Origin of the sequence: Burkholderia paludis (genome assembly GCF_000732615.1) — a bacterium.
Taxonomy (GTDB): domain Bacteria; phylum Pseudomonadota; class Gammaproteobacteria; order Burkholderiales; family Burkholderiaceae; genus Burkholderia; species Burkholderia paludis.
In genome coordinates this window covers 60725-85904 of the sequence record NZ_JPGL01000013.1, presented here as the reverse complement: position 1 = coordinate 85904, position 25180 = coordinate 60725, and the positions used below count along the sequence as shown (strand labels likewise).

At 69.1% G+C, this 25180-nt stretch carries 27 protein-coding genes, 1 other RNA gene, 1 pseudogene and 1 riboswitch; of the genes and pseudogenes, 15 read left to right on the top strand and 14 right to left on the bottom strand.

The annotated features are described in order from the left end of the window. Positions 1 to 8: 8 nt before the first annotated feature. From GQ56_RS0109635 to cobA, 5 genes are all read left to right on the top strand, one after another. Positions 9 to 566: a DUF934 domain-containing protein gene (locus GQ56_RS0109635; protein WP_031398461.1), complete on the top strand. Its 558-nt coding sequence runs from the start codon at positions 9 to 11 to the stop codon at positions 564 to 566. Further along, entirely contained in the window at positions 563 to 1312 is a 750-nt protein-coding gene (locus GQ56_RS0109630) for a phosphoadenylyl-sulfate reductase (RefSeq protein WP_031398460.1), read from the top strand. The genes GQ56_RS0109635 and GQ56_RS0109630 overlap by 4 nt, the downstream gene beginning before the upstream one ends. 80 nt (positions 1313 to 1392) lie before the next feature. Next, positions 1393 to 2355, top strand: coding sequence for a sulfate adenylyltransferase subunit CysD (gene cysD / locus GQ56_RS0109625; protein ID WP_031398459.1), 963 nt, complete (start codon positions 1393 to 1395; stop codon positions 2353 to 2355). A 22-nt stretch (positions 2356 to 2377) separates the two neighbouring features. After that, positions 2378 to 3694, top strand: coding sequence for a sulfate adenylyltransferase subunit 1 (locus tag GQ56_RS0109620; RefSeq protein WP_031398458.1), 1317 nt, complete (start codon positions 2378 to 2380; stop codon positions 3692 to 3694). Between the two features lie 84 nt (positions 3695 to 3778). Next, positions 3779 to 4528: a uroporphyrinogen-III C-methyltransferase gene (gene cobA, locus GQ56_RS0109615; RefSeq protein WP_031398457.1), complete on the top strand. Its 750-nt coding sequence runs from the start codon at positions 3779 to 3781 to the stop codon at positions 4526 to 4528. Between the two features lie 82 nt (positions 4529 to 4610). On the opposite strand, the gene GQ56_RS0109610 is transcribed toward cobA, so the two are convergent. Genes GQ56_RS0109610 through lptF form a run of 3 tightly spaced genes read right to left on the bottom strand, consistent with a single transcriptional unit; the run spans position 4611 to position 7265 of the window. Then, complete coding sequence (locus GQ56_RS0109610) at positions 4611 to 4994, bottom strand: sirohydrochlorin chelatase (RefSeq protein WP_031398456.1); 384 nt, start codon at positions 4992 to 4994, stop codon at positions 4611 to 4613. Between the two features lie 27 nt (positions 4995 to 5021). Further along, positions 5022 to 6170, bottom strand: a complete 1149-nt coding sequence (gene lptG, locus GQ56_RS0109605; protein ID WP_031398455.1) for an LPS export ABC transporter permease LptG — start codon at positions 6168 to 6170, stop codon at positions 5022 to 5024. Positions 6171 to 6173: 3 nt separating this feature from the next. Continuing rightward, positions 6174 to 7265: an LPS export ABC transporter permease LptF gene (lptF, locus tag GQ56_RS0109600; RefSeq protein WP_031398454.1), complete on the bottom strand. Its 1092-nt coding sequence runs from the start codon at positions 7263 to 7265 to the stop codon at positions 6174 to 6176. Positions 7266 to 7387: 122 nt separating this feature from the next. Here lptF and GQ56_RS0109595 point away from each other — a divergent pair, with 122 nt between their 5' ends. The 3 genes from GQ56_RS0109595 (at position 7388) to GQ56_RS41055 (ending at position 10488) form a co-directional block, all read left to right on the top strand. After that, positions 7388 to 8899 carry a leucyl aminopeptidase gene (locus GQ56_RS0109595; RefSeq protein WP_031398453.1) on the top strand — a complete coding sequence of 504 codons (1512 nt, stop codon included), beginning with the start codon at positions 7388 to 7390 and terminating at the stop codon, positions 8897 to 8899. Positions 8900 to 8933: 34 nt separating this feature from the next. After that, positions 8934 to 9350 (top strand): DNA polymerase III subunit chi, encoded by a 417-nt coding sequence (locus GQ56_RS0109590; protein ID WP_031398452.1) that lies wholly within the window; start codon positions 8934 to 8936, stop codon positions 9348 to 9350. A gap of 466 nt (positions 9351 to 9816) precedes the next feature. Beyond that, positions 9817 to 10488: a DUF2486 family protein gene (locus tag GQ56_RS41055; RefSeq protein WP_407638585.1), complete on the top strand. Its 672-nt coding sequence runs from the start codon at positions 9817 to 9819 to the stop codon at positions 10486 to 10488. Between the two features lie 142 nt (positions 10489 to 10630). Here GQ56_RS41055 and GQ56_RS0109580 read toward each other — a convergent pair whose 3' ends face one another. Together GQ56_RS0109580 and ilvD are read right to left on the bottom strand one after the other, a co-directional pair. Beyond that, positions 10631 to 10957, bottom strand: coding sequence for a c-type cytochrome (locus GQ56_RS0109580; RefSeq protein ID WP_031398450.1), 327 nt, complete (start codon positions 10955 to 10957; stop codon positions 10631 to 10633). 126 nt (positions 10958 to 11083) lie between these two features. Beyond that, positions 11084 to 12757 (bottom strand): dihydroxy-acid dehydratase, encoded by a 1674-nt coding sequence (gene ilvD / locus GQ56_RS0109575; protein WP_031398449.1) that lies wholly within the window; start codon positions 12755 to 12757, stop codon positions 11084 to 11086. A 276-nt stretch (positions 12758 to 13033) separates the two neighbouring features. Between ilvD and GQ56_RS46460 the strand changes: the two are divergent. After that, positions 13034 to 13303: pseudogene (locus tag GQ56_RS46460) on the top strand (LysR substrate-binding domain-containing protein); the annotation flags it as partial. Positions 13304 to 13418: 115 nt separating this feature from the next. Then, complete coding sequence (lgt, locus tag GQ56_RS0109570) at positions 13419 to 14309, top strand: prolipoprotein diacylglyceryl transferase (RefSeq protein WP_031398448.1); 891 nt, start codon at positions 13419 to 13421, stop codon at positions 14307 to 14309. Positions 14310 to 14420: 111 nt separating this feature from the next. Here lgt and GQ56_RS0109565 read toward each other — a convergent pair whose 3' ends face one another. The 5 genes from GQ56_RS0109565 to GQ56_RS0109550 form a co-directional block, all read right to left on the bottom strand. After that, on the bottom strand, positions 14421 to 15161 hold the full coding sequence (locus GQ56_RS0109565; protein ID WP_031398447.1) for an SIMPL domain-containing protein: 741 nt from the start codon (positions 15159 to 15161) through the stop codon (positions 14421 to 14423). Positions 15162 to 15339: 178 nt separating this feature from the next. Further along, on the bottom strand, positions 15340 to 15801 hold the full coding sequence (locus tag GQ56_RS0109560; protein ID WP_031398446.1) for an EVE domain-containing protein: 462 nt from the start codon (positions 15799 to 15801) through the stop codon (positions 15340 to 15342). 71 nt (positions 15802 to 15872) lie between these two features. After that, a non-coding RNA gene (gene ssrS / locus GQ56_RS40365) (6S RNA) lies at positions 15873 to 16054 on the bottom strand. A gap of 81 nt (positions 16055 to 16135) precedes the next feature. Further along, complete coding sequence (locus GQ56_RS0109555; RefSeq protein ID WP_011352906.1) at positions 16136 to 16450, bottom strand: cell division protein ZapA; 315 nt, start codon at positions 16448 to 16450, stop codon at positions 16136 to 16138. Further along, on the bottom strand, positions 16447 to 16797 hold the full coding sequence (locus tag GQ56_RS0109550) for a hypothetical protein (RefSeq protein WP_031398445.1): 351 nt from the start codon (positions 16795 to 16797) through the stop codon (positions 16447 to 16449). Before GQ56_RS0109550 ends, GQ56_RS0109555 begins: the two co-directional genes overlap by 4 nt. Before the next feature lie 154 nt (positions 16798 to 16951). Beyond that, a riboswitch (cobalamin riboswitch) is annotated at positions 16952 to 17201 on the top strand. A gap of 159 nt (positions 17202 to 17360) precedes the next feature. Here GQ56_RS0109550 and GQ56_RS0109545 point away from each other — a divergent pair. From GQ56_RS0109545 to cobC, 5 genes are read left to right on the top strand one after another with little or no spacing between them, the layout of a single operon-like run. Then, the gene (locus GQ56_RS0109545; protein WP_031398444.1) at positions 17361 to 18359 is read left to right on the top strand and encodes a FecCD family ABC transporter permease; all 999 of its coding nucleotides are present in this window, start codon (positions 17361 to 17363) and stop codon (positions 18357 to 18359) included. Next, on the top strand, positions 18356 to 19171 hold the full coding sequence (locus tag GQ56_RS0109540; RefSeq protein WP_031398443.1) for an ABC transporter ATP-binding protein: 816 nt from the start codon (positions 18356 to 18358) through the stop codon (positions 19169 to 19171). Before GQ56_RS0109545 ends, GQ56_RS0109540 begins: the two co-directional genes overlap by 4 nt. Positions 19172 to 19223: 52 nt before the next feature. Then, positions 19224 to 20279, top strand: coding sequence for a nicotinate-nucleotide--dimethylbenzimidazole phosphoribosyltransferase (gene cobT / locus GQ56_RS0109535; protein WP_031398442.1), 1056 nt, complete (start codon positions 19224 to 19226; stop codon positions 20277 to 20279). After that, positions 20272 to 21045 carry an adenosylcobinamide-GDP ribazoletransferase gene (locus tag GQ56_RS0109530; protein WP_031398441.1) on the top strand — a complete coding sequence of 258 codons (774 nt, stop codon included), beginning with the start codon at positions 20272 to 20274 and terminating at the stop codon, positions 21043 to 21045. Before cobT ends, GQ56_RS0109530 begins: the two co-directional genes overlap by 8 nt. Continuing rightward, positions 21030 to 21614 (top strand): alpha-ribazole phosphatase, encoded by a 585-nt coding sequence (cobC, locus tag GQ56_RS0109525; RefSeq protein WP_031398440.1) that lies wholly within the window; start codon positions 21030 to 21032, stop codon positions 21612 to 21614. Before GQ56_RS0109530 ends, cobC begins: the two co-directional genes overlap by 16 nt. An 89-nt stretch (positions 21615 to 21703) precedes the next feature. On the opposite strand, the gene GQ56_RS0109520 is transcribed toward cobC, so the two are convergent. The 4 genes from GQ56_RS0109520 to cobU are packed head-to-tail and all read right to left on the bottom strand — an operon-like array spanning position 21704 to position 25122. Next, positions 21704 to 22621 carry a cobalamin-binding protein gene (locus GQ56_RS0109520; protein WP_031398439.1) on the bottom strand — a complete coding sequence of 306 codons (918 nt, stop codon included), beginning with the start codon at positions 22619 to 22621 and terminating at the stop codon, positions 21704 to 21706. Then, positions 22618 to 23637 carry a threonine-phosphate decarboxylase CobD gene (gene cobD / locus GQ56_RS0109515; RefSeq protein WP_031398438.1) on the bottom strand — a complete coding sequence of 340 codons (1020 nt, stop codon included), beginning with the start codon at positions 23635 to 23637 and terminating at the stop codon, positions 22618 to 22620. The genes GQ56_RS0109520 and cobD overlap by 4 nt, the downstream gene beginning before the upstream one ends. After that, a complete protein-coding gene (gene cbiB / locus GQ56_RS0109510; RefSeq protein WP_031398437.1) occupies positions 23630 to 24574 on the bottom strand; it encodes an adenosylcobinamide-phosphate synthase CbiB in 945 nt (314 codons plus the stop codon). The genes cobD and cbiB overlap by 8 nt, the downstream gene beginning before the upstream one ends. After that, entirely contained in the window at positions 24568 to 25122 is a 555-nt protein-coding gene (gene cobU, locus GQ56_RS0109505) for a bifunctional adenosylcobinamide kinase/adenosylcobinamide-phosphate guanylyltransferase (protein WP_031398436.1), read from the bottom strand. The genes cbiB and cobU overlap by 7 nt, the downstream gene beginning before the upstream one ends. Positions 25123 to 25180: the final 58 nt, after the last annotated feature.

Sequence of the window (25180 nt, the reverse complement as noted above, 5' to 3'; positions counted from 1 at the left end):
ATTAGCAGATGGCTTCGATTATCAAGAACCGCGCAGTGATCGACGATGCATGGCAGGTCGTGCGCGCGGCGGAAGACGGTGCGCTGCCCGCGGTCGATGCGCTGCCGGCCGGCAAGGTACTGGTGCCGCTCGCGTGGTGGCAGGCCGAGCGCGCGGCGCTCGTCGCCGCGAAGACGAAGGACGAACTCGGCGTCTGGCTCGCTCCGGACAGCGAGCCGGCCGATCTCGCGGCCGATTTCGGCGCGATTTCGCTCGTCGCGGTCGACTTTCCGCGCTTCGCGGACGGCCGCGGCTACAGCATCGCGCGCCTGTTGCGCGAGCGCCACGGCTGGACGGGCGAGCTGCGCGCGATCGGCGACGTGCTGCGCGACCAACTGCTGTACATGTCGCGTTGCGGCTTCGACGCATTCGCGGTGCGCGCCGACAAGGACATCCACGACGCGCTGAACGCGTTCACGGAATTCACGCAGCGCTACCAGGGCGCGTTCGACGAGCCGGCGCCGCTGTTTCGCCGCCGCGCCACCGCGGCCGACGGGGCGGCGCCCAGCGCCAAGGTGAGCGCATGAGCGCCGCGACCGCCACCGTGCTGACGCCGGAGCTTGCCGCGAAGGTCGAGCGCCTCGACGCGTTGCTCGCGCAGATCGGCGAGCGTCACGAGCGCGTGAAGTTCGCGAGCAGCCTCGCGGCGGAAGACATGCTGCTGACGCACGCGATCCTGTCGAAAGGCGTGCCGATCGGCATCTTCTCGCTGAACACCGGCCGCCTGCATGCGGAAACGCTGGGCATGATCGATCGCGTGCGCGAGCGTTACGGCTACGAGATCGAGCAGTTCCACCCGCAGCAGGACGCGATCGACAGGTACGTCGCCGAGCACGGCCTGAACGCGTTCTACGAGAGCGTCGAGCTGCGCAAGTCGTGCTGCCACATCCGCAAGGTCGAGCCGCTGAATCGCGCGCTGGCCGACGTCGGCGGATGGGTCACGGGCCAGCGCCGCGAGCAGTCGGTCACGCGGGCGGAGCTGCACGAGGAAGAACAGGACGAAGCGCGCGGGATCGCGAAGTACAATCCGCTCGCCGACTGGACCGAAAGCGACGTATGGGCGTACCTTGAGGCGTTCGACGTGCCGGTGAACCCGCTGCACGCACGCGGCTACCCGAGCATCGGCTGCGAGCCCTGCACGCGGGCGATCCGCCCCGGCGAGGACAGCCGCGCGGGCCGCTGGTGGTGGGAATCGCGCGACACGAAGGAATGCGGCCTGCACATCACGATCACGCCGCTTCCCGCGACCGCCGAGGCCGGCGCCGCACACTGAAAGCCTGACAAAAAACTGAATATTGCGCCGCCAGCGACAGACCGCGGGCGGCACGAACCCGGAAGAGAAGGACTGAAACCATGAGCACGACGCTCGAGCAATCCGCCTTTGCCCCGCCCGCCGGTGCCGACAGCCGCATGGGCCACCTCGACTGGCTCGAAGCCGAGTCGATCCACATCCTGCGCGAACTGGTCGCCGAATGCAGCAAGCCGGCGCTGTTGTTCTCGGGCGGCAAGGATTCGGTCGTCGTGCTGCATCTGGCCCTTAAGGCGTTCGGCCTCGGCGCGAACCGCAAGACGACGCTGCCGTTCCCGCTCGTGCACATCGACACGGGCCACAACTACCGGGAAGTGATCGATTTCCGCGATCGCCGCGCGCAGGAGCTCGGCGCCGAGCTGGTCGTCGGCCACGTCGAGGATTCGATCAAGCGCGGCACGGTCGTGCTGCGCCGCGAGACCGATTCGCGCAATGCCGCGCAGGCCGTCACGCTGCTCGAGACGATCGAGGCGCACGGCTACACCGCGCTGATCGGCGGCGCGCGCCGCGACGAAGAGAAGGCGCGGGCGAAGGAGCGCATCTTCTCGTTCCGCGACGAATTCGGCCAGTGGGACCCGAAGGCGCAGCGCCCGGAACTGTGGAGCCTGTACAACGCGCGCCTGCACAAGGGCGAGCACCTGCGCGTGTTCCCGATCTCGAACTGGACCGAGCTTGACGTGTGGCAGTACATCGCGCGCGAAAACCTCGAACTGCCGTCGATCTATTACGCGCACCAGCGCGAGATCGTGCGCCGCAACGGGCTGCTCGTGCCGGTCACGCCGCTGACACCGATGCGCGACGGCGAGACGAGCGAGTTCGCGCAGGTGCGCTTCCGCACGGTCGGCGACATCAGCTGCACGTGCCCGGTCGAGAGCGACGCGGACGACGTCGAGAAGATCATCGCCGAGACAGCGGTGACCGAGATCACCGAGCGCGGCGCGACGCGGATGGACGACCAGGCCTCCGAAGCCGCGATGGAGCAGCGCAAGAAGCAAGGTTATTTCTGAAGCACACGAGGACATTCACATCATGAGCATCATCGAGAACACCGAAGACCTCGGCGTGTTGCGCTTCATCACCGCGGGCAGCGTCGACGACGGCAAGAGCACGCTGATCGGCCGCCTGCTGTACGACAGCAAGGCGGTGCTGTCCGACCAGCTGTCCGCGCTGTCGCGCGCGAAGAACAAGCGCACCGTCGGCGACGAGCTCGACCTCGCGCTGCTGACGGACGGCCTCGAGGCCGAGCGCGAGCAGGGCATCACGATCGACGTCGCATACCGCTACTTCGCGACCGCGAAGCGCAAGTTCATCATCGCCGACACGCCGGGTCACGAGCAGTACACGCGCAACATGGTGACGGGCGCATCGACCGCCCATGCAGCGATCATCCTGATCGACGCAACGCGCGTGACGGTCGAGAACGGCGTCGCGGACCTGCTGCCGCAGACCAAGCGTCACAGCGCGATCGTCAAGCTGCTCGCGCTGCAGCACGTGATCGTCGCGATCAACAAGATGGACCTCGTCGACTACAGCGAAGCGCGCTTCAACGAGATCCGCGATGCGTACGTCGCGCTCGCGAAGCAGCTCGGCCTGGCCGACGTGCGTTTCGTGCCGGTGTCGGCGCTGAAGGGCGACAACATCGTCGGCGCGAGCGAGCGCATGCCGTGGTACGCGGGCGAGCCGCTCCTCGACGTGCTCGAATCGCTGACGGTCGAGACGCAGGCGCATGACGCGCTGCGCTTCCCGGTGCAGTGGGTCGCGCGCCAGGACGGCAGCTCGGCCGACGATTTCCGCGGCTACATGGGCCGTATCGAATCGGGTGAAGTGAAGCTCGGCGACGAGATCGTCGTGCTGCCGTCGAACCGCACCGCGACGGTCGCCGAGATCGTCGCGCCGGTGCCGGGCGGCACCGCGTCGATCGCGCACGCATTCGCGGGCCAGGCCGTGACGATCCGCCTCGCGGAAGACGTCGACGTGTCGCGCGGCGACATGTTCGTCACGGCCGCCGAGCCGGTTGCGCCGGCGAAGAAGCTCGAGGCCGATCTGTGCTGGTTCGACGAGACGCCGCTGTCGCCGCAGCGCAAGTACCTGTTGAAGCAGACCACCAGCACGGTGTTCGCGAAGATCGGCGGCGTCAAGCAGGTGCTCGACGTGCATACGCTGTCGCACGCGACCGATCGCCACGACCTGAAGATGAACGACATCGGCCGCGTCGAGTTGACGCTGCAGAAGCCGATCGTCTGCGATACGTACGACGCGCATCCGGGCACGGGCGCGTTCGTGCTGATCGACGAGGCGACGCACCACACGGTCGCCGCGGGCATGATCCGCGCGTTCTCGGCGTAATCGTCAATCTGCGCGGCAAGCCGCGCCGCCACGGGCGGCGCGCGCCGGACCAGCCGTTCGCAGGGACCAAGCGAAGCGACAAACATGGGCAAGGTGTATCTGATCGGAGCAGGGCCGGGCGCGGCCGACCTCATCACGGTGCGCGGCGCGCGCCTGCTCGCGCAGGCCGACGTCGTGCTGCACGACGCGCTCGTCGAGCCCGCGATGCTCGACTACGCGCCGAACGCGCGCCGGATCGCGGTCGGCAAGCGCTGCGGGCAGCGCTCGACCGCGCAGCATTTCATCAACAAGCAGATCGTCGATGCGGCGCAGGAGCACGCGTGCGTCGTGCGGCTCAAGGGCGGCGATCCGATGCTGTTCGGCCGCGCGGAGGAGGAAATGCGTGCGCTCGAGGCGGCCGGCATCGACTACGAGGTCGTGCCGGGCATCACCGCGGCGCTGGCTGGCGCGGCGACGCTGAAGCGTTCGCTGACGTTGCGCGGCGTGTCGCGCAGCGTCGCGTTCGCGACGCACAGCCGCGCGCCGGGCAGCGACGACATCCGCGAAGCCGCGCGCGCCGATTCGATCGTCTACTACATGGGCCGCGACAGCGCGCCCGGCATCGCGCAGGAACTGATCGACGCCGGCCGTGCGCCGGCGACGCCCGTGGCGATCGTCGAGGCGTGCAGCACCGCGCGCGAGCGCTCGCTGACGCTGACGCTCGCGCAGATGGCGGCGGGTGACGCGCAGGCGTGGCTCGATCCCGCGGAGCCGAGCCTGCTGATGATCGGCGAAGCGTTCGCCGAACGCGCCGGGCAGGCCGGGAAGGTCGACCGGATGCGGGACGCCGCCTGAGCGGGCGCCGGCCGTCGTCCGGAACGAAAAAAGCGCCGGCGGAAGCCGGCGCTTTGTCTTTGGGGGCTGTGGCTGCGTCGTTTTACGCGTCGCCGCCGATCTGGCCGATGCAGTAGCGCGCGACCGCGTCGAGCACGCCGTCGTCTTCGCCGACCGCCGTCGCGCAGCGGATCTCGATGCCCGGATGCGCCGCGCGGCATGCGTCGACGAGTTGCGGCAGGTCGCGGCGGACGTGGCCGCCCTGGCCGAAGAATACGGGCACCACGGTGATGCGCGTGCAGCCGGCGGCGACCTGCGCCGCCACGGCGTCACCGAGCGACGGCGTCATCAGTTCGAGGAACGCGAGCGACACGTGCGCCGCCGGGGAGCCGGCGACGCGCAGCCGCGCGGCGAGCCGCTCGAACGGCTCGGCCCAGCGTGGATCGCGGGCGCCATGGCCGAACAGGACGATGCCGTGCGAACTCATGTCGAAGCCTCCGTCGTGACGCGGCGCTCAGTGCCGGTCGACCCACTTGAGCGCGAACAGGCCGAGCGCGAGATAGATGAGGCCCGGGGTCGCGGCGGTGAGCGGCGCCGGCCACGTGTTCAGCGTGCCGATGTGCGAGAACAGCGTATTGAGGAGCTGGAAGCTCATGCCGAGCATGATGCCGCCAAACACCTTCACGCCGACCACGCCCGCACGCGTGTGCAGGTATGCGAACGGCAGCGACAGCACGAGCATCACGAACACCGCGAACGGATACAGCAGCTTGCGCCACAGCGCGATGTCGTAGCGCTGCGTGTCCTGCTGGTTCTCGCGCAAGTGCTGGATGTAGCGGAACAGGTTGATGATCGACATGCGCTCCGGCGAAACGAGCAGCACCGACAGGATCTGCGGCGTCAGGTCGGAGCGCAGCCGGTATTCGGGCAGGGACACCTGCTGCGACCGGTAGACGGGATTCAGCGCATCGGCCGGCTGGCCGCCGACCGGCTTGATCGGCGTCAGCTCGGTTTCGGTGACGCCCGTCAGCAGCCAGTGGCCGGGCGGCTCGTAGCGGCCCGTTTGTGCGATCCGCACGTTCCGCAGCTGGAATTTCGAGTCGAATTCGTAGATGCGGACATTGCTGATCGTCGAATCGGGCGACAGGCTGCCGACGTTGACGAAGCGCGTGACCTGCTCGCCGTTGTCGCGTGCCGTGAGCGTGTCCTTCACCCACACGCCCGACTGGAAGTTCGACGACACCGACGCCCCGAGCGCCTGCAGCCGCACGCGCTCGGACAGCTGGTCGGCGTACGGGCCGACGAATTCGCCGATCAGGTAGGTGACGATCACGAGCGGCACGCCGATCTTCAGCAGCGAGCGCAACGCCTGGTTGGTCGCGAGGCCCGACACGCGGAAGATCGTGAATTCGGAGTTCGCGGCCATCTGCGCGAACACGTAGATCGCGCTGATCAGCGCGGCGACCGGGATGATCTCGTAGAAGCGCGACGGCGTCTGCAGCGCGACGCGCAGCACGGCGTAGCCGAACTTGTAGTTGCCGTGGCCGACCGAGTTCAGTTCGTTGATCAGGTCGAAGAAGAAGAACAGGCCCGAGAACGCGAACAGGATGAAGACGAACGTGACGTAGATCTGTCGCGCGAAATACTTTTCATAGAGCCGCATCGATCATGCTCCCGAGCGGCCGAACAGCGCGCGTGTAAACAGCGGACGATTGCGCACGCGCAACCAGAAGATGAACGCGACGATCGCCGCGACGACCAGGTGCAGGCCGACGAGGCCGACGCCGAACGACATCTTGCCCTGCTCGATCTGCGACTGCACGACGTTCAGCAGGTTCGAGTACGTGAGATAGATCAGCACGGCCATCACGAGGTTGATCGTGCGGCTGCGGCGCGGGTTCTGGTATGCGAGCGGGATGCCGAGCACCATCAGGTTGATCGCGATCAGCGGCAGCCCCGCGCGCCACGCGAATTCCGCGAGGTTGTCGCGCGTCGGGTTGCGCAGCAGGTCGGGCGTCGGCGTGCTGTTGGTGGTCGGCACGTTGACGACCGGCGTGCTCGTGATCTTCACGCCGTAGCGCTCGAACTCCATGATCTTGAAGTTCGGCTGGCCGGGCGTGCCGTCGTAGCGACGGCCGTCCTCCAGGACCACGAAGCGGCTGCCGTCGCGCGTTTCCGTGTGGCCTGTCTGCGAGACGACCACGTTGACCTTGCCGTTCTCGGTCGACGTGACGAACACGTTCTGCACCTTGCTCTGGTCGGGCGTCATCTTCTCGATGAAGAACACGCGATGGTTCGTGGCCGACTCGCGGAACTGGCCCGGCGCGAGCAGCGAGATTTCGTCGCGCTGCTGGAACCGCGCCTTGATCATCTTGCTCTGCTGGTTCGACCAAGGCCAGCCGACGAATGCGAAGAACGCGATCAGCAGGACGATCGGCGTGGCGAACACGCCGATCGGCTTGATGAGGCGCGTGAGGCTCACGCCCGACGCCAGCCACACCACCATTTCGGAATCCCGGTACCACCGGGTCAGCACGAACAGGATCGACACGAACAGCGTGACGACGAGCATCACGGCGAGGTAGCCGATCACGGTCAGGCCGATCAGCACGAGGACGTCCCGCGGGTCGATTTCACCGGACGCGGCGTAGCCGACGATGCGGATCATCATCGTCGTGAGCATGATCGTGAGCAGCACCATGAACACGGCGCCAGCCGTATACGCAAGCTCGCGCTGGAGGGAGCGTTCGAAGATCATTCTTGATGAGAAGAGGGCGGGAGGCTGCGCACGCGTGGTGGAGCGCTCGCGCCGCCACGGGAAAAATAGCGGATAATTGCGGCTTTCATCCTTAGCCCAGATTTTATCCGAGGACAAGCGCGATGGACTTTAGCATAAAAGGCTGTGATTGGAGCAAAGGCGAGGCGAAGGGGTTCCTGACCGGGAAGTCCGACTGCATCGTGCTCGGCATCTTCGAGGCGCAGACCCTGTCGGGCGCGGCGCTCGACATCGACACGGCCACCAAGGGACTGATTTCGCGCGTGGTGAAGGCCGGCGACATGGACGGCAAGCGCGGCAAGACGCTGTTCCTGCACGAAGTGTCGGGCATCGGCGCGTCGCGCGTGCTGCTCGTCGGCCTCGGCAAGCAGGATGCTTTCAATCAGAAAGCCTATAACGACGCCGCCACGGCCGCCTGGCGCGCACTGCTGGCGACCAAGGTCGTCCAGGTCACGTTCACGCTCGCACAGCTGCCGGTCGACGAGCGCAGCTCCGACTGGGGCGTGCGCGCCGCGATCCTCGCGCTGCGCAACGAGACCTACCGTTTCACGCAGATGAAGAGCAAGCCGGAACCGGCGTCGCACACGCTCAAGCGCGTGGTGTTCAGCGTCGATCCGTCCGACGACAAGGCCGCGAAGGTCGCCGTCAAGCAGGCCGTCGCGCTCGCCAACGGGATGGATCTCACCCGCGACCTCGGCAACCTGCCCGGTAACGTCTGCACGCCGACCTACCTCGGCAACACCGCGAAGCAGATCGCGAAGGATTGGGGCCTGAAGGCCGAAGTCCTCGGGCTCAAGCAGATCCAGGCGCTGAAGATGGGGTCGTTCCTGTCGGTCGCGCGCGCATCGGTCGAACCGCCGCAATTCATCGTGCTGCATTACCAGGGCGCCGCCGCGAAGGCCGCGCCGGTCGTGCTGGTCGGCAAGGGCATCACGTTCGACACGGGCGGCATCTCGCTGAAGCCGGGCGAGGGCATGGACGAGATGAAGTACGACATGTGCGGCGCGGGCTCCGTGCTCGGCACGATCCGCGCGGTCGCCGAGATGGGTCTGAAGATCAACGTCGTCGCGATCGTGCCGACCTGCGAGAACATGCCGGGCGGCAACGCGACGAAGCCGGGCGACATCGTCACCAGCATGAAGGGCCTGACGATCGAGGTGCTGAACACCGACGCCGAAGGCCGTCTGATCCTGTGCGACGCGCTCACGTATGCCGAGCGCTTCAAGCCGGCCGCCGTGATCGACGTCGCGACGCTGACGGGCGCCTGCGTGATCGCGCTGGGCGGCCACAACAGCGGCCTGTTCTCGACGAACGACGCGCTCGCGGGCGAGCTGCTCGACGCGTCGCGCGAGGCGAGCGACCCGGCATGGCGCATGCCGCTCGACGACGAGTACCAGGATCAGCTGAAGTCGAACTTCGCGGATCTCGCGAACATCGGCGGGCGCCCGGCCGGCGCCGTGACGGCCGCGTGCTTCCTGTCGCGTTTCACCGAGAGCTATCCGTGGGCCCACCTGGACATCGCGGGCACCGCGTGGAAGGGCGGTGCGGCGAAGGGGGCGACCGGCCGCCCGGTGCCGCTGCTCGCGCAGTTCCTGATCGACCGCGCCGGCCAGTGATGGCGGGGTTGACGACGATGCGGGTGCGCGGGCAATGACGCGGATCGATTTTCATTCGAACGTCGGCGATTCGCTCGCGTACGCATGCCGGCTGCTGCGCAAGGCCTACCAGGCCGGGCAGCCGGTCGTCGTGCTGGCCGAGCCCGCGCGCCTGCGCGCGCTCGACGAGCGGCTCTGGACGTTTTCGCCGCTCGACTTCATCCCGCATTGCGGCGTCGACAGCGAGCACGTCGACGGCACGCCGATCGTGCTGGCCGCCGATCTCGATCGCGCGCCGCATCATCACGTGCTGCTGAATCTCGGCGCGGCCGTGCCCGCGCAGTTCGCCCGCTTCGAGCGCCTGCTCGAAGTGGTCGGCAATGCGCCGGACGAGCTGGCCGCGGGCCGCGACCGCTACCGGTTCTACCGCGACCGCGGATACGCGCTGAACAACTACAAGCAGGGCAGCTAGCCGCACCCGTCGACGGAGTGTTCCCGTGACAGAAGCCGATTCATCCTCCATCCCGACGCTGACCGATGTGCTGGTGCCGGGCAAACCGGTGCCGGCGCGCTCACCCGCGCCCGAGGCGCCGAAGCCTTATGACAGTGCGGCGATCCCGGTACTGGCCGACGTGATCGTGCCGCCCGCCGCGGGTAAGGCGTCGACCGATTTCATGCAAAACGTGCCCGACCCCGAGGCTGAGGCCGTCGTGGTCGAACCCGTGCCGACGCCGCACGTGCCGGCGGTTGAATTGCCGGCCGATATGGCCTCGGTCGAGGCGGCTGCGGTCGAAAAGGCCACGGTCGAAGCGGTTACTGCTGAAAAGGCCACGGTCGAGACGGCTATGGCCGAAAAGACCACGATCGAAACGGCTGCGGTCGAAACGGCTACTGCTGAAAAGGCCACGGTCGAGACGGCTACGGCCGAAAAGACCACGATTGAAACGGCTGCGGTCGAAACGGCTACTGCTGAAAAGGCCACGGTCGAGACGGCTACGGCCGAAAAGACCACGATCGAAACGGCTACGGCCGAAACGGCCACGGTCGAAGCGGCTGCTGTCGAAACGCCCTGGGTCGAAACGGCAACGGTCGAGGCGACTACGGTCGAAGCGGCCACGGCCGATGCGCCGAAGGTGGGCGAGACCGATGCGCCGCCCGAACCCGGCGCGGCAGAGCGTGTGGTCGCCGAAGATGCGGCGGCGATGCGTGCGTCGCTGCGATCGTCGCTGGCCAGTGACGATTTGCCGCAGCCCGCGTTCGCCGAACCGGCGCATGAGGCGGTCGCGCACGCGCCTGAAGCGTGCGTGCAGGAGGCCGTCGAGCCGGACGCGGTGCCGCAGCCGGATTCACGGGCCGCGGCAGGGCTGACGCCGGAAGACGCGCAGCACATCGCAGCGCGCCTGCGTCATCGGCTGACAAACTATCTGACCGGAGCGGGGCGCGAGGCCGTCGAGGCCCGCTGCCGCGACGCGCTGCACGAGCATTCGGCCTGGCTGGTCGGCCAGATCACGCGCGAGGTTGCGCTGGCGCTCGAAACCGAGGTCATGGACTGGGTTCGCGACGCGGTCGACGAAGAGATCGCCCGCCGCCGCACCGGTCATTCCGGCTGAGTGCGCGGCGGCCCCGGCGACAAGGCGGGGCGATTTCCGGCGAGGGCCGGCGCATCCGCCGGCGAGGCGTGGATCAACCGGGGCAGGGGCGCCTGCCGGCGGAGCCCGGCACGCTGCGCCATTCCCGTCCGGCGCATCCGGTTCAGCGTACCGACAGCACCCACTGCGCGAGCGTGTGGGCCTCGCTGTTCGTCAGTTGCGTATTGGCGGGCATCGGCACGTTGCCCCATACGCCGACGCTGCCTTTCACGATCGATTGGGCAAGATAATCGGCGGCGTCGCCGCGCGCCGCGTACTTGCCGGCGATGTCCTGGAACGACGGACCCATCAACGGCTTGCCGATCGCGTGGCAGGCCATGCAGTTCTTGCGCTGCGCCAGCGCGAGCCCGTCGGCCTGGTCGGCGCGCGCCGCCACCGCACCGCCGGTCAGCAGCGTGGCGAGCAGGACGCGCAGTATCGTGTGTTTCATGCGGTTCTCCACCGGCGGGGACAGCCGGCTTCATGGTCCGCGCATTATAAAAGCAAAGGGAAAGCACGTTTTGGGCGTTTCCCCGGCGCCCGGGTTGATGGGGTCGCATGCCGCGACGCACGCACGTCAGCCCGTGACGGCGCCCTGGTTCGCCGGCCGGGCAAGCGCCGCGAATTTCGCGAGCACGCCGCGCGTGTAGCGTGGCGCCGGTTGTCGCCATGCCGCCCGGCGGCGCGCGAGTTCCGCCTCGTCGACGTTCAGTTGCAGCAGCAGCCGATGCGCGTCGATCGTGATCGAGTCGCCTTCCTGCACGAGCGCGATCGTGCCGCCGACGAACGCCTCGGGCGCGACATGGCCGACCACCATGCCCCAGGTGCCGCCCGAGAAGCGGCCGTCCGTAATGAAGCCGACCGATTCGCCGAGCCCCTTGCCGATGATCGCCGAGGTCGGCGCGAGCATTTCCGGCATGCCGGGGCCGCCCTGCGGGCCAAGGTAGCGCAGCACGAGGATGTCGCCCGCGCGGATCCGGTCGCCGAGAATCGCATCCATTGCGCTCTGCTCGTCGTCGAACACGCGCGCCGGGCCCGTGATCACCGGGTTCTTCAGGCCGGTGATCTTCGCGACCGCGCCGTCCTCCGCGAGATTGCCTTTCAGGATCGCGAGATGGCCTTCCCTGTACAGCGCGCGGTCGATCGGGAAGATCACGTCCTGGTCCGCGCGCGGCACGCCCGGGACGTCCTTCAGCGCGTCGGCGAGGGTGCGGCCGGTGATCGTCATGCAGTCGCCGTGCAGCAGCCCCGCATCGAGCAGGATCTTCAGCACCTGCGGAATCCCGCCGGCCCGGTGCAGGTCGGTCGCGACATACTTGCCCGACGGCTTCAGGTCGCAGATCACGGGCACGCGCTTGCGGATGCGCTCGAAGTCGTCGATCGTCCAGTCGACCTCGGCCGCATGCGCGATCGCGAGGTAGTGCAGCACCGCGTTGGTGGAGCCGCCCGTGGCCATGATCACCGATACCGCGTTTTCGATCGATTCCTTCGTGATGATGTCGCGCGGCTTCAGGTCGCGCTTCACGGCCTCGACGAGCACGCGCGCCGATTCGGCGGCCGAATCGACCTTTTCCTGGTCGGGGTTCGCCATCGTCGACGAGTACAGCAGCGACATCCCGAGCGCCTCGAACGACGAGCTCATCGTGTTCGCGGTGTACATGCCGCCGCACGACCCCGACGTCGGGCAGGCATTCTGCTCGACGCCTTCGAAGTCCTCCTGCGACATCCGGCCTGCGGTGAATTCGCCGACGGCCTCGAACGACGACACGATCGTCAGGTCCCGGCCCTTCCAGTGGCCGGGGCGGATCGTGCCGCCGTACACGTAGATGCCCGGCACGTTCAGGCGCGCGAGTGCGATCATCCCGCCCGGCATGTTCTTGTCGCAGCCGCCGACCACGACCACGCCGTCCATCCATTGACCCTGCACGCAGGTCTCGATGCAGTCGGCGATCACTTCGCGCGACACGAGCGAGTACTTCATGCCTTCGGTACCCATCGACATGCCGTCCGAGATCGTCGGCGTACCGAAGATCTGCGGGTTCGCGCCGGACGCCTTCACGGCCTCGACGGCCGCGTCCGACAGGCGCTGCAGGCCGGAATTGCACGGCGTGATCGTCGAGTGGCCGTTCGCGACGCCGATCATCGGCTTGTCGAAATCGTCCTTCCGATAGCCGAGGGCGTAATACATCGAACGGTTCGGCGAGCGGGCCACGCCTTGCGTGATGTGCTGGGAGCGACGGTTGTAAGCCATGGCGGACTCCATCGATGTCTGGGCAACGCCGGCGACCGGCGCGCCGGTTCGTATCGTTCAAGCATGGAGTGTCCGGATGGGGATGTCCAATCTATTGTTGAAGGCCGATTCAGTCGTTTTTTTGAATGGATTGAGTGAAATCGATAGGATTTTCGACCGGCGCGTGCGGCGTTGCCCGGCGTCCGTGGCCGGGGTTCGCGCGCGGCGAAGCCGGCCCGCTGTCGCGCGCGTTCGCGCCGGCCGCCGGTGACCGCGCGCCGTTGTCGCGGCCGCGCGCGTTTGGCGCCCGGCTTTTATGACATCATTACGGCCTGCCGCGGCGCGGCGGGGGAAACCCCGCGCATCGGCCGGGCGGCGATCCGGTTGCGGACGATCGCCAGCCTCGTGCCGGCCGGCACGGGCGTCGCACGGGTGCCGCAATCGCTGCGTAGCCTGCGGCGCACCGGCGTGGTCGGCCGGCCGCTTGCCGGTCATGCGCCGCTCGTCGAGACGGGCCGTGCATGGCGCACGGGCGACGTGAGCCCGGCGCTCGCCGGCCTTGCCGATGCCGGCTGCAGGGCTTCGCCGCGTGACGTGAACGATGGCGCGCCGGCGCCGTCCAAAGCGCGGTGCCGTGCGTGTGCGACGGCCGGACCGCATTCGAAAACTTCTTCGCTAACCCATGATCATTCACCCGAATTTCGACCCCGTTGCGATCCATCTCGGGCCGCTGGCCGTGCGCTGGTACGGCCTCATGTATCTCGTCGGCTTCATCGCGGCGATCGTCGTCGGCCGGGTCCGCCTGAAGCTGCCGCACGTCGCGGCGCAAGGCTGGACCGCGAAGGACATCGACGACATGATGTTCTACGGCGTGCTCGGCACCGTGCTGGGCGGCCGGCTTGGCTATGTGCTGTTCTACAAGGCCGATTTCTACTTCTCGCATCCGCTCGACGTGTTCAAGGTGTGGGAAGGAGGCATGTCGTTCCACGGCGGCTTCCTCGGCGTGACGCTCGCGATGATGCTGTTCGCGTGGCAACGCAAGCGCCACTGGCTGCAGGTCACCGACTTCGTCGCGCCGATGGTGCCGACGGGGCTCGCGGCCGGGCGGCTCGGCAACTTCATCAACGGCGAGCTGTGGGGGCGCGTGACCGATCCGTCCGCACCGTGGGCGATGCTGTTCCCGGGCGCGATGCGCGACGATGCGGCATGGCTGCCGAAGCATCCGGTGCTCGTCGAGAAGTGGCATCTTGCCGACGTGTTCATGCAATACCAGATGCTGCCGCGCCATCCTTCGCAGCTCTATGAAATCGCACTCGAAGGCATCGTGCTGTTCTTCGCGCTGTTCTTCTTCTCGCGCAAGTCGCGGCCGATGGGCGCCGTGTCCGCACTGTTCCTGATCGGCTATGGCCTCGCGCGCTTCACGGTCGAATTCGCGCGCGAGCCCGACGACTTCCTCGGCCTGCTCGCGCTCGGCCTGTCGATGGGGCAGTGGCTGTCGTTGCCGATGATCCTCGCGGGTGTCGCGCTGATGGTCTGGGCGTATCGCCGTCGCGCGGCGAACGCGGCGGCGTGACGCGACGTCGATGCGCGCGCGTTCGTCGCGTGCATCGACAGTACGCACGCACAATGAAAAACGCCGGCCCGAGGGCCGGCGTTTTTGTTTCGGACTGCCGCGCGCCGTGCGTTACTTCATCTGCACGGAACCGTTGACGGTGACCGACACGGTGGCCTTGCCGCCTTCGACCGCGATCGGTGCGCTCATCTTCGCGCTGTCCATCGGCGCCGCGGCCATCGCCATCATGCGCGGATACGGCTGCACGTTGCGGCCGCCGCCGACATTCACGTCGCGGATCGTGTAGCTGCTGTAGCCGAAGGCCTTCGCGGCTTCGTCCGCGCGCGCGCGGAACGACTTGATCGCTTCGGTCGTGAGCTTCTGCTCGGCCGCGCGCTGTGCCTCGGGCGACAGCGAGAACTCGACGTTCGCGACCTGCATCAGGTTCGACAACTGGCCCGCGAGCTTCGACGCCGCGGCGAAATCGCGCGATTCGAGCGCGACTTCGGTACGGCCGCGCCATGCGGAAATCTTCCCGTCGCGATCGGTGCTCGGATAGACGGAGAAGGCGCCCGTGTGCGCAGTGACGCCCGATACGCCCTTCGCCTGCGACAGCGCTGCGTCGGCGCGCTGGTTCAACTGCGCGGTGAGGCTGCCCGGATCCTTGGCCTGCTGTTCGTAGAACAGCGTGATGTGGATGATGTCCTGCGGCACGTCGGCGCTGGCCTGCGACGAAAGCGACAGCACGCCCGCCGGCTCGGGAAAGTGCGGGTTCGCGGTCTGCGCATGCGCGGCGGGCGACGCGAGCGTCAGCGCGACGGGAACGGCGGCGGCGAGGGCGAGCGACAGCGCGAGTGCGGATTTCTTGGTCATTGTTGGACTCCTTGTGCGAGGGCGCGCACGCGGATTGCGCGTGCGCGACGCGGGCATGCCGCGCGACGGAAAAAACGGCCGGCCCGATCGGCCGACAGCGGTTGCTTAGGCCGCGCGAACGTGCCGCGAGTTCCGCGGCGGCAGCGCGTGCCGACCGGATTTGACCTTTGGCGTGCGCCTACTTCATCAGCTTTTCGGTGATGAAGCGCCATTCGGCTCGCGTGACGGGCGTGATCGACAGCCGGTTGCCGCGTGCGAGCACGCGCATGTCGGCGAGCGCATCGTGCTCGCGCAGTGCGGCGAGCGGCACGAGCGGCGATTTCTTCACGTAGCGCACGTCGACGAGCAGCCAGCGCGGCGTTTCCCGCGTCGACTTCGGATCGTAATAGGGGCTGTCCGGATCGAACTGGGTGGGATCGGGGTAGGGTGTCGACGATACTTCGGCGAGGCCCGCGATGCCCGGCTCGGGGCAACTCGAGTGATAGAACAGCACGCCGTCGCCGATCTTCATCGTGTCGCGCATGAAGTTGCGCGCCTGATAGTTGCGCACGCCGGTCCAGGGCAGCGAACGCTGCGGGGCGTTGGCCAGATCGTCGATGCTTGCTTCGTCCGGTTCGGACTTCATCAGCCAGTATTGCATGGATCGTGATCGACGCAGAAAGAGGCTGCTACAAAAGAAAACGGCACCGGGACTTGCCCGATGCCGTTGGATAGGCCCCCGCCTTGGCCGCTAGGCCGGCATCCTGAACCTGAGGTTCAGAATTGGTCGCAGTTAGCAGCACTTCGGGTACATCAGACAGAGTGACGCGCGCGCCCGTGCTACAAATTTCCGCAACCGTGCACATGGCATTGGTTCAAGGAATATATGACCTTGGCGAACCAGGCAGGGAAGCTGACTGAACTGTGATTCGATGCGCCAATTTGACCACCGTTGATCGCCGAGATCAAGCGGAATCGACACATCGATTGAAACGTTACTGCGTCTCGTGCTGTGCGAGCACCGCACCGAGCTGTTCATTCATCTGGTGCATTGTACGACGGATTTCCTCCGCCGGAAATGCTTCACCGTGTCGCACGCTGGTTTGCAGCCGCAGCAACTCCGATGCGAGCGACAGCGCCGCCATGACGGCGATGCGATCGGTACCGCGCACCGAACTGTTCGAGCGGATTTTCGACATTTCGGCGTCGACACGCGCGACGGCTTCGAGCAGTGCCGCTTCGGTCTCGGCCGAGCAGGCGAGCCGATAGGCCTGACCGAGAATCGAGACTTCGATCTGCTTGGTGCTCATGCATGTTCTCCGTGGCTGGCCGCGTCATCGCCATCCTTGCGCGCCTGCGCATCCAGCAGGTCGAGCTGGTTGTCGGCCTGTTCCGCGCTTTTCGAGCGCGGCAGCTTTTCGAGAATCGCGTTCAGTTTCACCTGGGCGTCGTCGATCTTTGCCGACAGGGTGTCGCGCTCGGCTTCGAGCGCATTGCGTTCCTCGCGCAGTTGTGCGAGTTCCGCGCGGACAGTGTCCGCGTCCGCGCGCAATTGCGCGACCTGCTCCTCGAGCGCGAGCCGTTCCGAGTGATAGCGCTTGTTCAGCGAAATCAGACGGCCAATATTTTGAGATAGGGTTTCGAGTTCGTTGAGCATTTGCTGCGTCCTCTAAAGACCCAGCATTTTAGCGCGGAATAACGCGCAATCCGACATCTGTAACGTTTCCAGTCGTAACTTCCCCCCTTCTTGCCGCGAATCGACGCGTCGCGCACGTCTCCGGGCGTTTCCTTGACGCTCGCGCGACCCGCTCCTAAACTGGCGCCGCCTCGGTGCTCGCGCGTGGAACGCGCGGTTAAACGGGAAGCAGGGCGCGGGCGCGAAGCCCGCCAGCCTGCGCTGCCCCCGCAACGGTAAGCGGCCGCGTCCCGTGACGCAGGCCGGCTCGGGCGCGTTTCGCACGCGGCTTTCGCACGCGGAACGCGGGCCACTGCGCGTCATCGCGCGGGAAGGCGAGCCGGACCGCCGCCAGCCCGGATACCGGCCGAGACGGGGAGCCCGCACGGGCTTCGGGACGCGCGGCCCGCGGGGAGGCAGGGCGCGCAACGCTTCACGGAATCTTCTTCGATGCTGACCCCAATCGTCCGCGCGGCGCCCATGTCGTGTCTGTCCGGCAGCAACAGGCGGGTGCGCCGCGCGTCACGCGCGGGGCTGCGCGCGGCATGAGCGCCGCGCGCGCCACCGCGATCTGGGCGACGCTGGCCGCGGCGGTCGCGTTGCTGTTCGTCGCGTCGCTGTCGATCGGCAGCGTGCCGATGTCGCCGTGGCAGGCGCTCGCGTCGCTCGTGCCGCATGGCGGCGACGCGCTGTTCGCCGACATCGTCCGCACGCTGCGCCTGCCGCGCGCGCTCGCGGGCTTCGCGTGCGGCGCGCTGCTCGCGCTGGCCGGCGCGCTGCTGCAGGTGCTGCTGCGCAACCCGCTCGCGGAACCGTACGTGCTCGGCGTGTCCGGCGGCGCGGCCGGCTTCGCGCTCGTCGCGATGATCGCGGGTGGCGCGTGGTGGCTCGTCGATGCGTCGGCGTTCGCCGGCGCGCTCGTGTCGGTCGCGCTCGTGCTCGGTCTCGCGCGCCGCGAACTGTGGCGCGGCGATTCTCGCGACGCGTCGCCGCGACTGCTGCTCACGGGCGTCGTGATCGCGGCCGGGTGGGGCGCGCTGGTTACGCTGCTGCTGTCGCTCGCGCCCGATGCGCGGCTGCGCGGCATCATCTTCTGGCTGACGGGCGACCTGAACGGCGTGACGGCGCCGTGGTTCGCGTGGGGTGCGCTGCTGCTGGCCGCATGCGTCGCGCTGCCGGCCGCGCCGCAACTGAACGTGCTGCTGCGCGGCGACTCGACCGCGCTCGCGCTCGGTGTGCCCGTCGCGCGCCTGCGCGTGCGGATCTATCTCGTCGCGTCGCTGGCCGCCGCGGCCGCGGTGACGACGGCCGGCACGATCGGCTTCGTCGGCCTCGTCGTGCCGCATGCGCTGCGTATCGCGTTCGGCAACGACCAGCGCATGCTGCTGCCGGCCGCGATGCTCGCGGGCGGCGGCGGCGTGATGGCGGCCGACCTGCTTGCCCGCACCGCGATCGCGCCCGCGCAGTTGCCGGTTGGCGTGATGACCGCCTTGATCGGCGTACCGGTGTTCCTGTGGATGTTGCTGAGGAGGCCGACGCGATGACGTGGGCCGCAGCATCCGCCGACACCGGCGGCCTGAACTACGCGGCCGTCGACGTGACGCTGAAGGCCGGCGCCCGCACGCTGCTCGACGGCTTCTCCCAGGCTTTCCGTCCGGGCGAGATCTGGTGCGTCGCCGGGCCGAACGGCGCGGGCAAGACGACGCTGCTCGCGACGCTCGCGGGGCTGCAGCAGCCGGCCGGCGGGCAGGTGGAGATCGACGGCCGGCCGCTTGCCGCATGGCCGCCCGATCGGCTTGCACAGCGGCGCGCGCTGATGCCGCAGCAACTGCATGACGCTTTCAGCGCGACCGTGTTCGACACGGTGTTGCTCAACCGCTTTCCGTATCTCGGCGGCTGGGGATGGGAGCGCGACGGCGACCGCGCGGCCGCGCGCGATGCGCTGGCGACGTTCGATCTGGCCGCGCTTGCATCGCGCGACGTGCTGTCGCTGTCGGGCGGCGAGCGGCAGCGCGTCGCGCTGGCCGCCACGCTGTGCCAGGATGCGCCGTTGATGCTGCTCGACGAGCCGCTGGCGCATCTCGACCTGCATCACCAGATCGATTGCCTGACCGCACTGGCCGAATGGCTCGACGCGGGCCCGCGCACGGTGCTGTTCTCGTGTCACGATCTGAATCTCGCGCGGCGTTTCGCGACGCATGCGTTGCTGCTCGACGGCCGCGGCCATGCGTGGGCCGGCCCCGTGCACGACGTCCTGACGCCGGAGCGCGCGAGCGAGGCGTTCGGCTATCCGCTCGTGCTGATCCGCGAGAACGGCCGCGATGCGCTGCTGCCGGCGTGGCCCGAGCGACAATGACGGTTTCCCCTGCGATGCGCGGCGCATGCCGCGCCAACGACACGGCTCCTCGATGACGACACCGACTCCCTTTCCGCCCGCGATCGCGCCGCTCGACGACGCGCTGCGCAAGCGCCTGCAGCATGTGATCGACCACAAGACCAAGCCGCCCGGCAGCCTCGGCCAGCTCGAGGCGATCGCGCTGCAGGTCGGCCTGATCCAGCGCACCGAGCGGCCGGTCGTGCAACGCCCCGCGATGATCGTGTTCGCCGGCGACCACGGGATCGCGGCGGAGGGCGTGAGCCCCTATCCGCAAGCGGTGACCGCGCAGATGGTCGCGAACTTCCTGGCCGGCGGCGCGGCGATCAACGCGTTCTCGGGCGTCGCGCAGAGCACGCTCGAGATCGTCGACGCAGGGGTCGCGTCGCCGCTGCCGGTGTCGGACCGGCTGGTGTCGCTGCCGGTCGCGCGCGGCACCCGCAATTTCGCGGCGGAGCCGGCGATGACGCGCGACGAGGCGATGACCGCGCTCGCGGCCGGCGCTGCACGCGTGCGCCTGCATGCGTCGCTCGGCACGAACGTGATCGGCTTCGGCGAGATGGGGATCGCCAACACGTCGTCGGCCGCCTGCCTGATGAGCCGCCTGCTCGGCGTGCCGGTCGACGCGTGCGTCGGGCGCGGCACCGGCCTCGACGACCAGGGCCTCGCGCACAAGCGCGCGGTGCTCGGGCGCGCGCTCGTCAAGCATTCGCACGCGATCGCGCCGCTCGACGTGCTCGCGACGTTCGGCGGCTTCGAAATCGCGATGATGACGGGCGCGTATCTCGCGGCCGCGAGCGAGCGGATGACGATCCTCGTCGACGGCTTCATCGCGACGGCCGCGCTGCTCGTCGCGGAGCGCTTCGTCCCCGCCGTGCGCGACTACTGCGTGTTTTCGCACACGTCGCACGAGGCCGGGCACCGGCGCATGCTCGAGCATTTCGGCGCGAAGCCGCTGCTCGCGCTCGACCTGCGGCTCGGCGAAGGCACGGGCGCGGCGCTCGCGCTGCCGCTCGTGCGTGCGGCGGCCGCGTTCCTTCGCGAGATGGCGAGCTTCGAATCCGCCGGCGTCGACAATCGTGATGCCTGATCGCGCGCGCGGCGTGCGTGCCGAACTGCGCTACTTCTTCGTCGCGCTCGGCTATTTCACGCGCGTGCCCGTGCCGCGCGCGATCGGCTACGCGGCCGGCGATCTCGACCAGGCCGCGCGCTATTTTCCGCTCGTCGGCGCCTGCGTCGGTGCGTGGGGCGCGCTCGTCTATCTCGCCACGGTACGCGTGCTGCCCGCGTCGATCGCGGTCGGGCTGTCGATGGCCGCGACGCTGCTCGCGACCGGCGCATTCCATGAAGACGGCCTCGCCGACAGTTGCGATGCGTTCGGCGGCGGCTATACGCGCGACGACGTGCTGCGCATCATGCACGATTCGCGGATCGGCACGTTCGGCGCGGTCGCGCTCGTGATCGCGCTCGGCCTGAAATGGCAGGCGCTCGCGTCCATGCCGCCGCTGCGCGCGGCATGGACGATGATCGCCGCGCACGCGGCGAGCCGGGCGGCGGCCGTGAGCCTGCTGATGTCGCTCGACTACGTGCGGCCCGAGGGCAAGGCGAAGCCGGTCGCGCAACGCATGGGCGCGCGTGCGGCGTGCATCGCGGCGGCTTTCGGCCTGCCCTGGCTGTTCTGGCCGGACTGGCGCATGGGCGTGGCCGTTTGCGTCGCGCTCGTGCTGGTGCGCGCGTGGGCGGCCCGCTATTTCGTGAAGCGGATCGGCGGCTACACGGGCGATTGTCTCGGCTTCGCGCAGCAGTTGAGCGAACTCGCGATCTATCTGGTGGTGCTCGGATGGACGTCGTCCTGATCCGTCATCCGGCCGTCGGTGTCGAACCGGGCATCTGCTACGGACGCAGCGACGTGCCGCTCGCCGCACCGGCCGACGCCGGCGCGCAGGCCGTGCTCGCGCATCTGGCGGCTGCCGGTGCGCCGCCGCCCCGGCAGGTCTGGACGAGTCCGCTGGCGCGCTGCGCCACGGTCGCCGAACGGCTCGCGCGTGCGTTCGACGTGCCGCTGCGGCGTGATGCGGCCTGGCAGGAAATGGATTTCGGCGCGTGGGAAATGCGCCGCTGGGACGATATCGGCCGTGCGGCGCTCGATGCGTGGGCGGCCGACCTGATGCATGCGTGCGCGCATGGCGGCGAAAGCGTTGCGCGGTTCGCCGCGCGCGTGGCGAGGCGGGCCGATGCGCTTGCGCAGCTCGACGGGCCGCACTGGGCCGTCACGCACGCGGGCGTGATCCGCGCGTTCGCATCGCACGTACTGGACGTGCCGCTCGATACGCTGCTGTCGCGGCCGGTGCCGACGGGCGGTGTCGTGTGGCTGCGCGCGAGCGAGGGCGCGAGAGCGTGGGAAGTCGTCCGCTGGGACGAATAGGCCGGCATGGCCCGGATGTCGGCGATGCGACGTGCGGGCCCACGCCGACCGAAGCGCCGCATCGCTCGAAGCGCGGGAATCGCCGCCGATCAGCGCGTCGGCCGCCGCGCCCGCGCGGCATCGAGATCCTCGCACAGCACGGCCGCGCCTTGCGCGATGCGCGGCGACGGTCGCGTCAGCAGATCGCCGTCGATCGCGAACAGATTGTTGCGCGCCACGGCAGTCAGTGCGGGCCACGCGCGCCAGCGCGCCAGGCTCGGCTGCGGTTCGTCGGAGCGCGTCGCGCCCGCGCTGGTCGTCACGATCGCCTCCGGATTCGCCGCGAGCACGGCCTCGTCGGTCACGGCCGGCACGAGCGGCTTGAGCGCCGCGAACACGTTGCGGCCGCCGCACAGTTCGATTACGTCGTTGATCAGATGCGTGCCGTTGAGCGTCATCAGCGGACGGTCCCAGACCTGGAAGAACATCGTGACGGGCGCACGGGCGGCGTAGCGCGTGCGCAGCGCCGCGATGTCGCGCGTAAAGGCGGCCGCGGCCTCGTCGGCGGCGGGTTGCGTGCCGAGCAGCGTGCCGAGGCGGCGCAGCGACGACGCCACGTCGTCGAGATGTTTCGGTTCGCTGAAGAACAGCGGAATGTGCAGCGCCCGCAGCGCATCGGTCTGCCGCTCGGCGTTGCCGTGCCGCCAGACGACGATCAGGTCGGGCTTCAGCGCGGCGATCCGTTCGAGGTCGAGCGCCTTGTTGTCGCCGACGCGCGGCACCGCGCGCGCGGCGGGCGGGTAGTCGCTGTACGTGACGGCGCCGACGAGCTTCGCGCCGCCGCCGGCCGCGTAGACGAGTTCGGTCGCGTGCGGCGCGAGGCTGATCACGCGCTGCGCGGGGGCGGGCAGCGTGACGGTGTTGCCGGCGTCGTCGCGCGTGGCGACCTCGGCATGCACGGGCAGCGCGTGAGCGAGTGCGGCCAGCGCCGCGACCGGCGCCAGCCGGCGCAACAGGTGTGCCGTCATGCGACGCCTCGTTGCAGCAGCGGTACGCAGTGCGCGAGCGCGGCGTCGATGCGCTGCCATTCGACTGCGCTGCCCGGCAGGCCGATGCGCACGCTCGACGGTGTCGCGAAATAGCGTGTCCAGATCCCGTGTGCCGCGAGTGCCGCATGCAGCGCGGCGGCGCGCGGGTCGTCGGTCCAGCTGAAGAGCGGTGTCGCACGAACCGCGAAGCCGTGCGTGCGCAGCAGTCCGGCCAGTCGCTCGCCGTCGGCTGCGAGCCGTTCGCGGGTGGCCGCCTGCCATGCGCGATCGGCGAACGCGGCGTCGACCGCGTGGCGCGCGGGGCCGCTGACGGTCCACGCGCCGAGCAGGTCGCGCAGCGCGACGATCTGCCCGGGACAGGCGAGCACGAAGCCTGCCCGGATGCCGGCGAGCCCGAAGAACTTGCCGACCGAGCGGAGCACGACGAGCCCCGGGCGGTCGACCTGAGGCGCGAGCGATTGGGTCGCACCCGTATCGGCGAACGCCTCGTCGACGATCAGCGTGCCGCCGCGCGCGGCCAGTTGCGCATGCCAGCCGAGCAGGCGCTCGGCCGGCACGAAGTCGGCGGTCGGATTGTTCGGATTCCCGACGATGATGTGGCGCAGTGTCGCGGGCAGCGTATTCGCGTGGATGTCGAGCGGGACGACGCGATGGCCGTGGCGTGCGAACGCGGGTGCGTATTCGCCGTAGGCAAGCGCCGCGATGCCGGCGTCGCCGGCCGGCAGCAGGGCGGGCAGCGCACGGATCGCGGCCTGGCTGCCGGCGACCGGCAGCACGTGCGCGGGATCGGGGGCGCGGTAATACCGCGCGGCGCAGGCCGCGAGGCCGTCGCCGTCGTCGGGCAGCCGGCGCCAGGCGTCGGCCGGGACGGGCGGCACCGGATAGCCGGCCGGGTTGATGCCGGTCGACAGGTCGAGCCAGGCGTCGTACGGAATGCCGTGACGGCGGGCGGCTTCGTGCAGGTTGCCGCCGTGCGCGATGCGGGTGTCAGACATGATGGGTGGCCATGGCGAGGGCGCCGCTCGCGACCAGCAGCGCGAGCCACAGGGCCAGCGTGCGCGTGACGAGCGACAGGGCGGCGACGATGTGGACGGCGGTCGCCGTCGCGCCGGTGCCGAGCGCCGGGCGATCCTCGATCTCGCCGTGATAGACGGCCGGGCCGCCGAGCTGTACGTTCAGGCTGCCGGCGCCGGCGGCCATCACGGGGCCCGCGTTCGGGCTGTCCCAGTGGCGCGCCTGCGTGCGCCAGCAGCGCCACGCGGAGGCCGTGTCGCCGAGCAGCGCATAGCTCGCGGCGGTGAGGCGCGCGGGGATCCAGTTGAGCGCATCGTCGAGGCGGGCGGCGGCCCAGCCGAAGGTCAGGAAGCGTGGTGTTCGGTAGCCCCACATCGCATCGAGCGTGTTCGCGAGCCGGAACAGCAGTGCGCCCGGGCCGCCCGCGACGACGAACCAGAACAGCGCGCCGAAGATCGCGTCGTTGCCGTTCTCGAGCGCCGATTCGACGGCCGCGCGCGACAGCGCGGTTTCGTCCGCGTTGCTCGTGTCGCGCGACACGATGCGCGCGGTCAGCGCGCGGGCGGCGCCGAGATCGTGCCGCAGCAGTGCCGCGGCGATCGGCGCGACGTGGTCGGCGAGGCTTTTCGCCCCGAGCGCGAACCACAGCAGCGCGACGTGCAGCGCGGCGGCGAGCGGCCACGGCAGCACGGCCGCGAGCCACGCCGCGACGGCTACCGGCGGCACGACCGCCGCGAGCCACGCGGCGACGCCGATCACGCGGCCGCGCCGGCCCGTGTTCAGCGCGCCTTCGATGCGCGCGGCGAGGCGGCCGAACGCGACGAGCGGATGCCAGCCGGCCGGCTCGCCGATCGCGCGGTCGACGATCGCGGCCGCGACCGCGAGCATCGCGACGACAGGCAGCGACAGCATCAGCATGACGGCGCTCCGGGTTTGAGTTCGAGCGGCAGCCCGGCGACGAGCAGTGTCACGCGCGTCGCGAGCGCGGCGATGCGCTGGTTCAGGCGCCCGAGTTCGTCGACGTAGCGGCGCGTGACCGACCCGAGCGGCACGACGCCGAGCCCGATCTCGTTGCTGACGACGATCACCTTCGCGCGCGCACCGCGCAACGCGTGTTCGAGCCGCTCCACCTGTGCCGCGTAATGCGCGTCGTCGAGCGGTTCGCCGTCGGCCGGGCACAGCAGGTTCGTGAGCCACAGCGTCAGGCAGTCGACGAGCAGGCACGCGTGCGGATCGTCGAGCCGCGCGAGCGTGCCGGCGAGGTCGACAGGCGCTTCGGCGAAACCCCAGTCGGCCGGCCGGCGTGCGCGATGATGCGCGACGCGTTGCGCGAATTCGGCATCGGCGGCGATCGCGGTGGCGACGTAGGTGACGGCGCGGCCGCTGTCGGCGGCGAGCCGCTCGGCATGCACGCTCTTGCCCGAGCGCGCGCCGCCGAGGACGAAGGTGAGGTCGTGCGGAATCATCGCGTGATTGTAACGGCGCGGCGGCGCCGGCGCGGGAGATAATGCGGCCTTTGCCTCG

Coding starts and splice junctions, on each gene's coding strand:
- lptG (WP_031398455.1), bottom strand. CDS start 6,170: ATGCGGCTCTATGAAAAGTATTTCGCGCGACAGATCTACGTCACGTTC.
- GQ56_RS0109620 (WP_031398458.1), top strand. CDS start 2,378: ATGAGCATCATCGAGAACACCGAAGACCTCGGCGTGTTGCGCTTCATC.
- GQ56_RS0109550 (WP_031398445.1), bottom strand. CDS start 16,797: ATGCTCAACGAACTCGAAACCCTATCTCAAAATATTGGCCGTCTGATT.
- GQ56_RS0109520 (WP_031398439.1), bottom strand. CDS start 22,621: ATGACGGCACACCTGTTGCGCCGGCTGGCGCCGGTCGCGGCGCTGGCC.
- GQ56_RS0109590 (WP_031398452.1), top strand. CDS start 8,934: ATGACGCGGATCGATTTTCATTCGAACGTCGGCGATTCGCTCGCGTAC.
- GQ56_RS0109610 (WP_031398456.1), bottom strand. CDS start 4,994: ATGAGTTCGCACGGCATCGTCCTGTTCGGCCATGGCGCCCGCGATCCA.
- cobT (WP_031398442.1), top strand. CDS start 19,224: ATGACGACACCGACTCCCTTTCCGCCCGCGATCGCGCCGCTCGACGAC.
- lgt (WP_031398448.1), top strand. CDS start 13,419: ATGATCATTCACCCGAATTTCGACCCCGTTGCGATCCATCTCGGGCCG.
- cysD (WP_031398459.1), top strand. CDS start 1,393: ATGAGCACGACGCTCGAGCAATCCGCCTTTGCCCCGCCCGCCGGTGCC.
- cbiB (WP_031398437.1), bottom strand. CDS start 24,574: ATGCTGATGCTGTCGCTGCCTGTCGTCGCGATGCTCGCGGTCGCGGCC.
- GQ56_RS0109580 (WP_031398450.1), bottom strand. CDS start 10,957: ATGAAACACACGATACTGCGCGTCCTGCTCGCCACGCTGCTGACCGGC.
- cobU (WP_031398436.1), bottom strand. CDS start 25,122: ATGATTCCGCACGACCTCACCTTCGTCCTCGGCGGCGCGCGCTCGGGC.
- GQ56_RS0109530 (WP_031398441.1), top strand. CDS start 20,272: ATGCCTGATCGCGCGCGCGGCGTGCGTGCCGAACTGCGCTACTTCTTC.
- GQ56_RS0109555 (WP_011352906.1), bottom strand. CDS start 16,450: ATGAGCACCAAGCAGATCGAAGTCTCGATTCTCGGTCAGGCCTATCGG.
- cobA (WP_031398457.1), top strand. CDS start 3,779: ATGGGCAAGGTGTATCTGATCGGAGCAGGGCCGGGCGCGGCCGACCTC.
- cobD (WP_031398438.1), bottom strand. CDS start 23,637: ATGTCTGACACCCGCATCGCGCACGGCGGCAACCTGCACGAAGCCGCC.
- ilvD (WP_031398449.1), bottom strand. CDS start 12,757: ATGGCTTACAACCGTCGCTCCCAGCACATCACGCAAGGCGTGGCCCGC.
- GQ56_RS0109635 (WP_031398461.1), top strand. CDS start 9: ATGGCTTCGATTATCAAGAACCGCGCAGTGATCGACGATGCATGGCAG.
- GQ56_RS0109540 (WP_031398443.1), top strand. CDS start 18,356: ATGACGTGGGCCGCAGCATCCGCCGACACCGGCGGCCTGAACTACGCG.
- GQ56_RS0109595 (WP_031398453.1), top strand. CDS start 7,388: ATGGACTTTAGCATAAAAGGCTGTGATTGGAGCAAAGGCGAGGCGAAG.
- GQ56_RS0109545 (WP_031398444.1), top strand. CDS start 17,361: ATGAGCGCCGCGCGCGCCACCGCGATCTGGGCGACGCTGGCCGCGGCG.
- GQ56_RS0109565 (WP_031398447.1), bottom strand. CDS start 15,161: ATGACCAAGAAATCCGCACTCGCGCTGTCGCTCGCCCTCGCCGCCGCC.
- GQ56_RS0109630 (WP_031398460.1), top strand. CDS start 563: ATGAGCGCCGCGACCGCCACCGTGCTGACGCCGGAGCTTGCCGCGAAG.
- cobC (WP_031398440.1), top strand. CDS start 21,030: ATGGACGTCGTCCTGATCCGTCATCCGGCCGTCGGTGTCGAACCGGGC.
- GQ56_RS0109560 (WP_031398446.1), bottom strand. CDS start 15,801: ATGCAATACTGGCTGATGAAGTCCGAACCGGACGAAGCAAGCATCGAC.
- lptF (WP_031398454.1), bottom strand. CDS start 7,265: ATGATCTTCGAACGCTCCCTCCAGCGCGAGCTTGCGTATACGGCTGGC.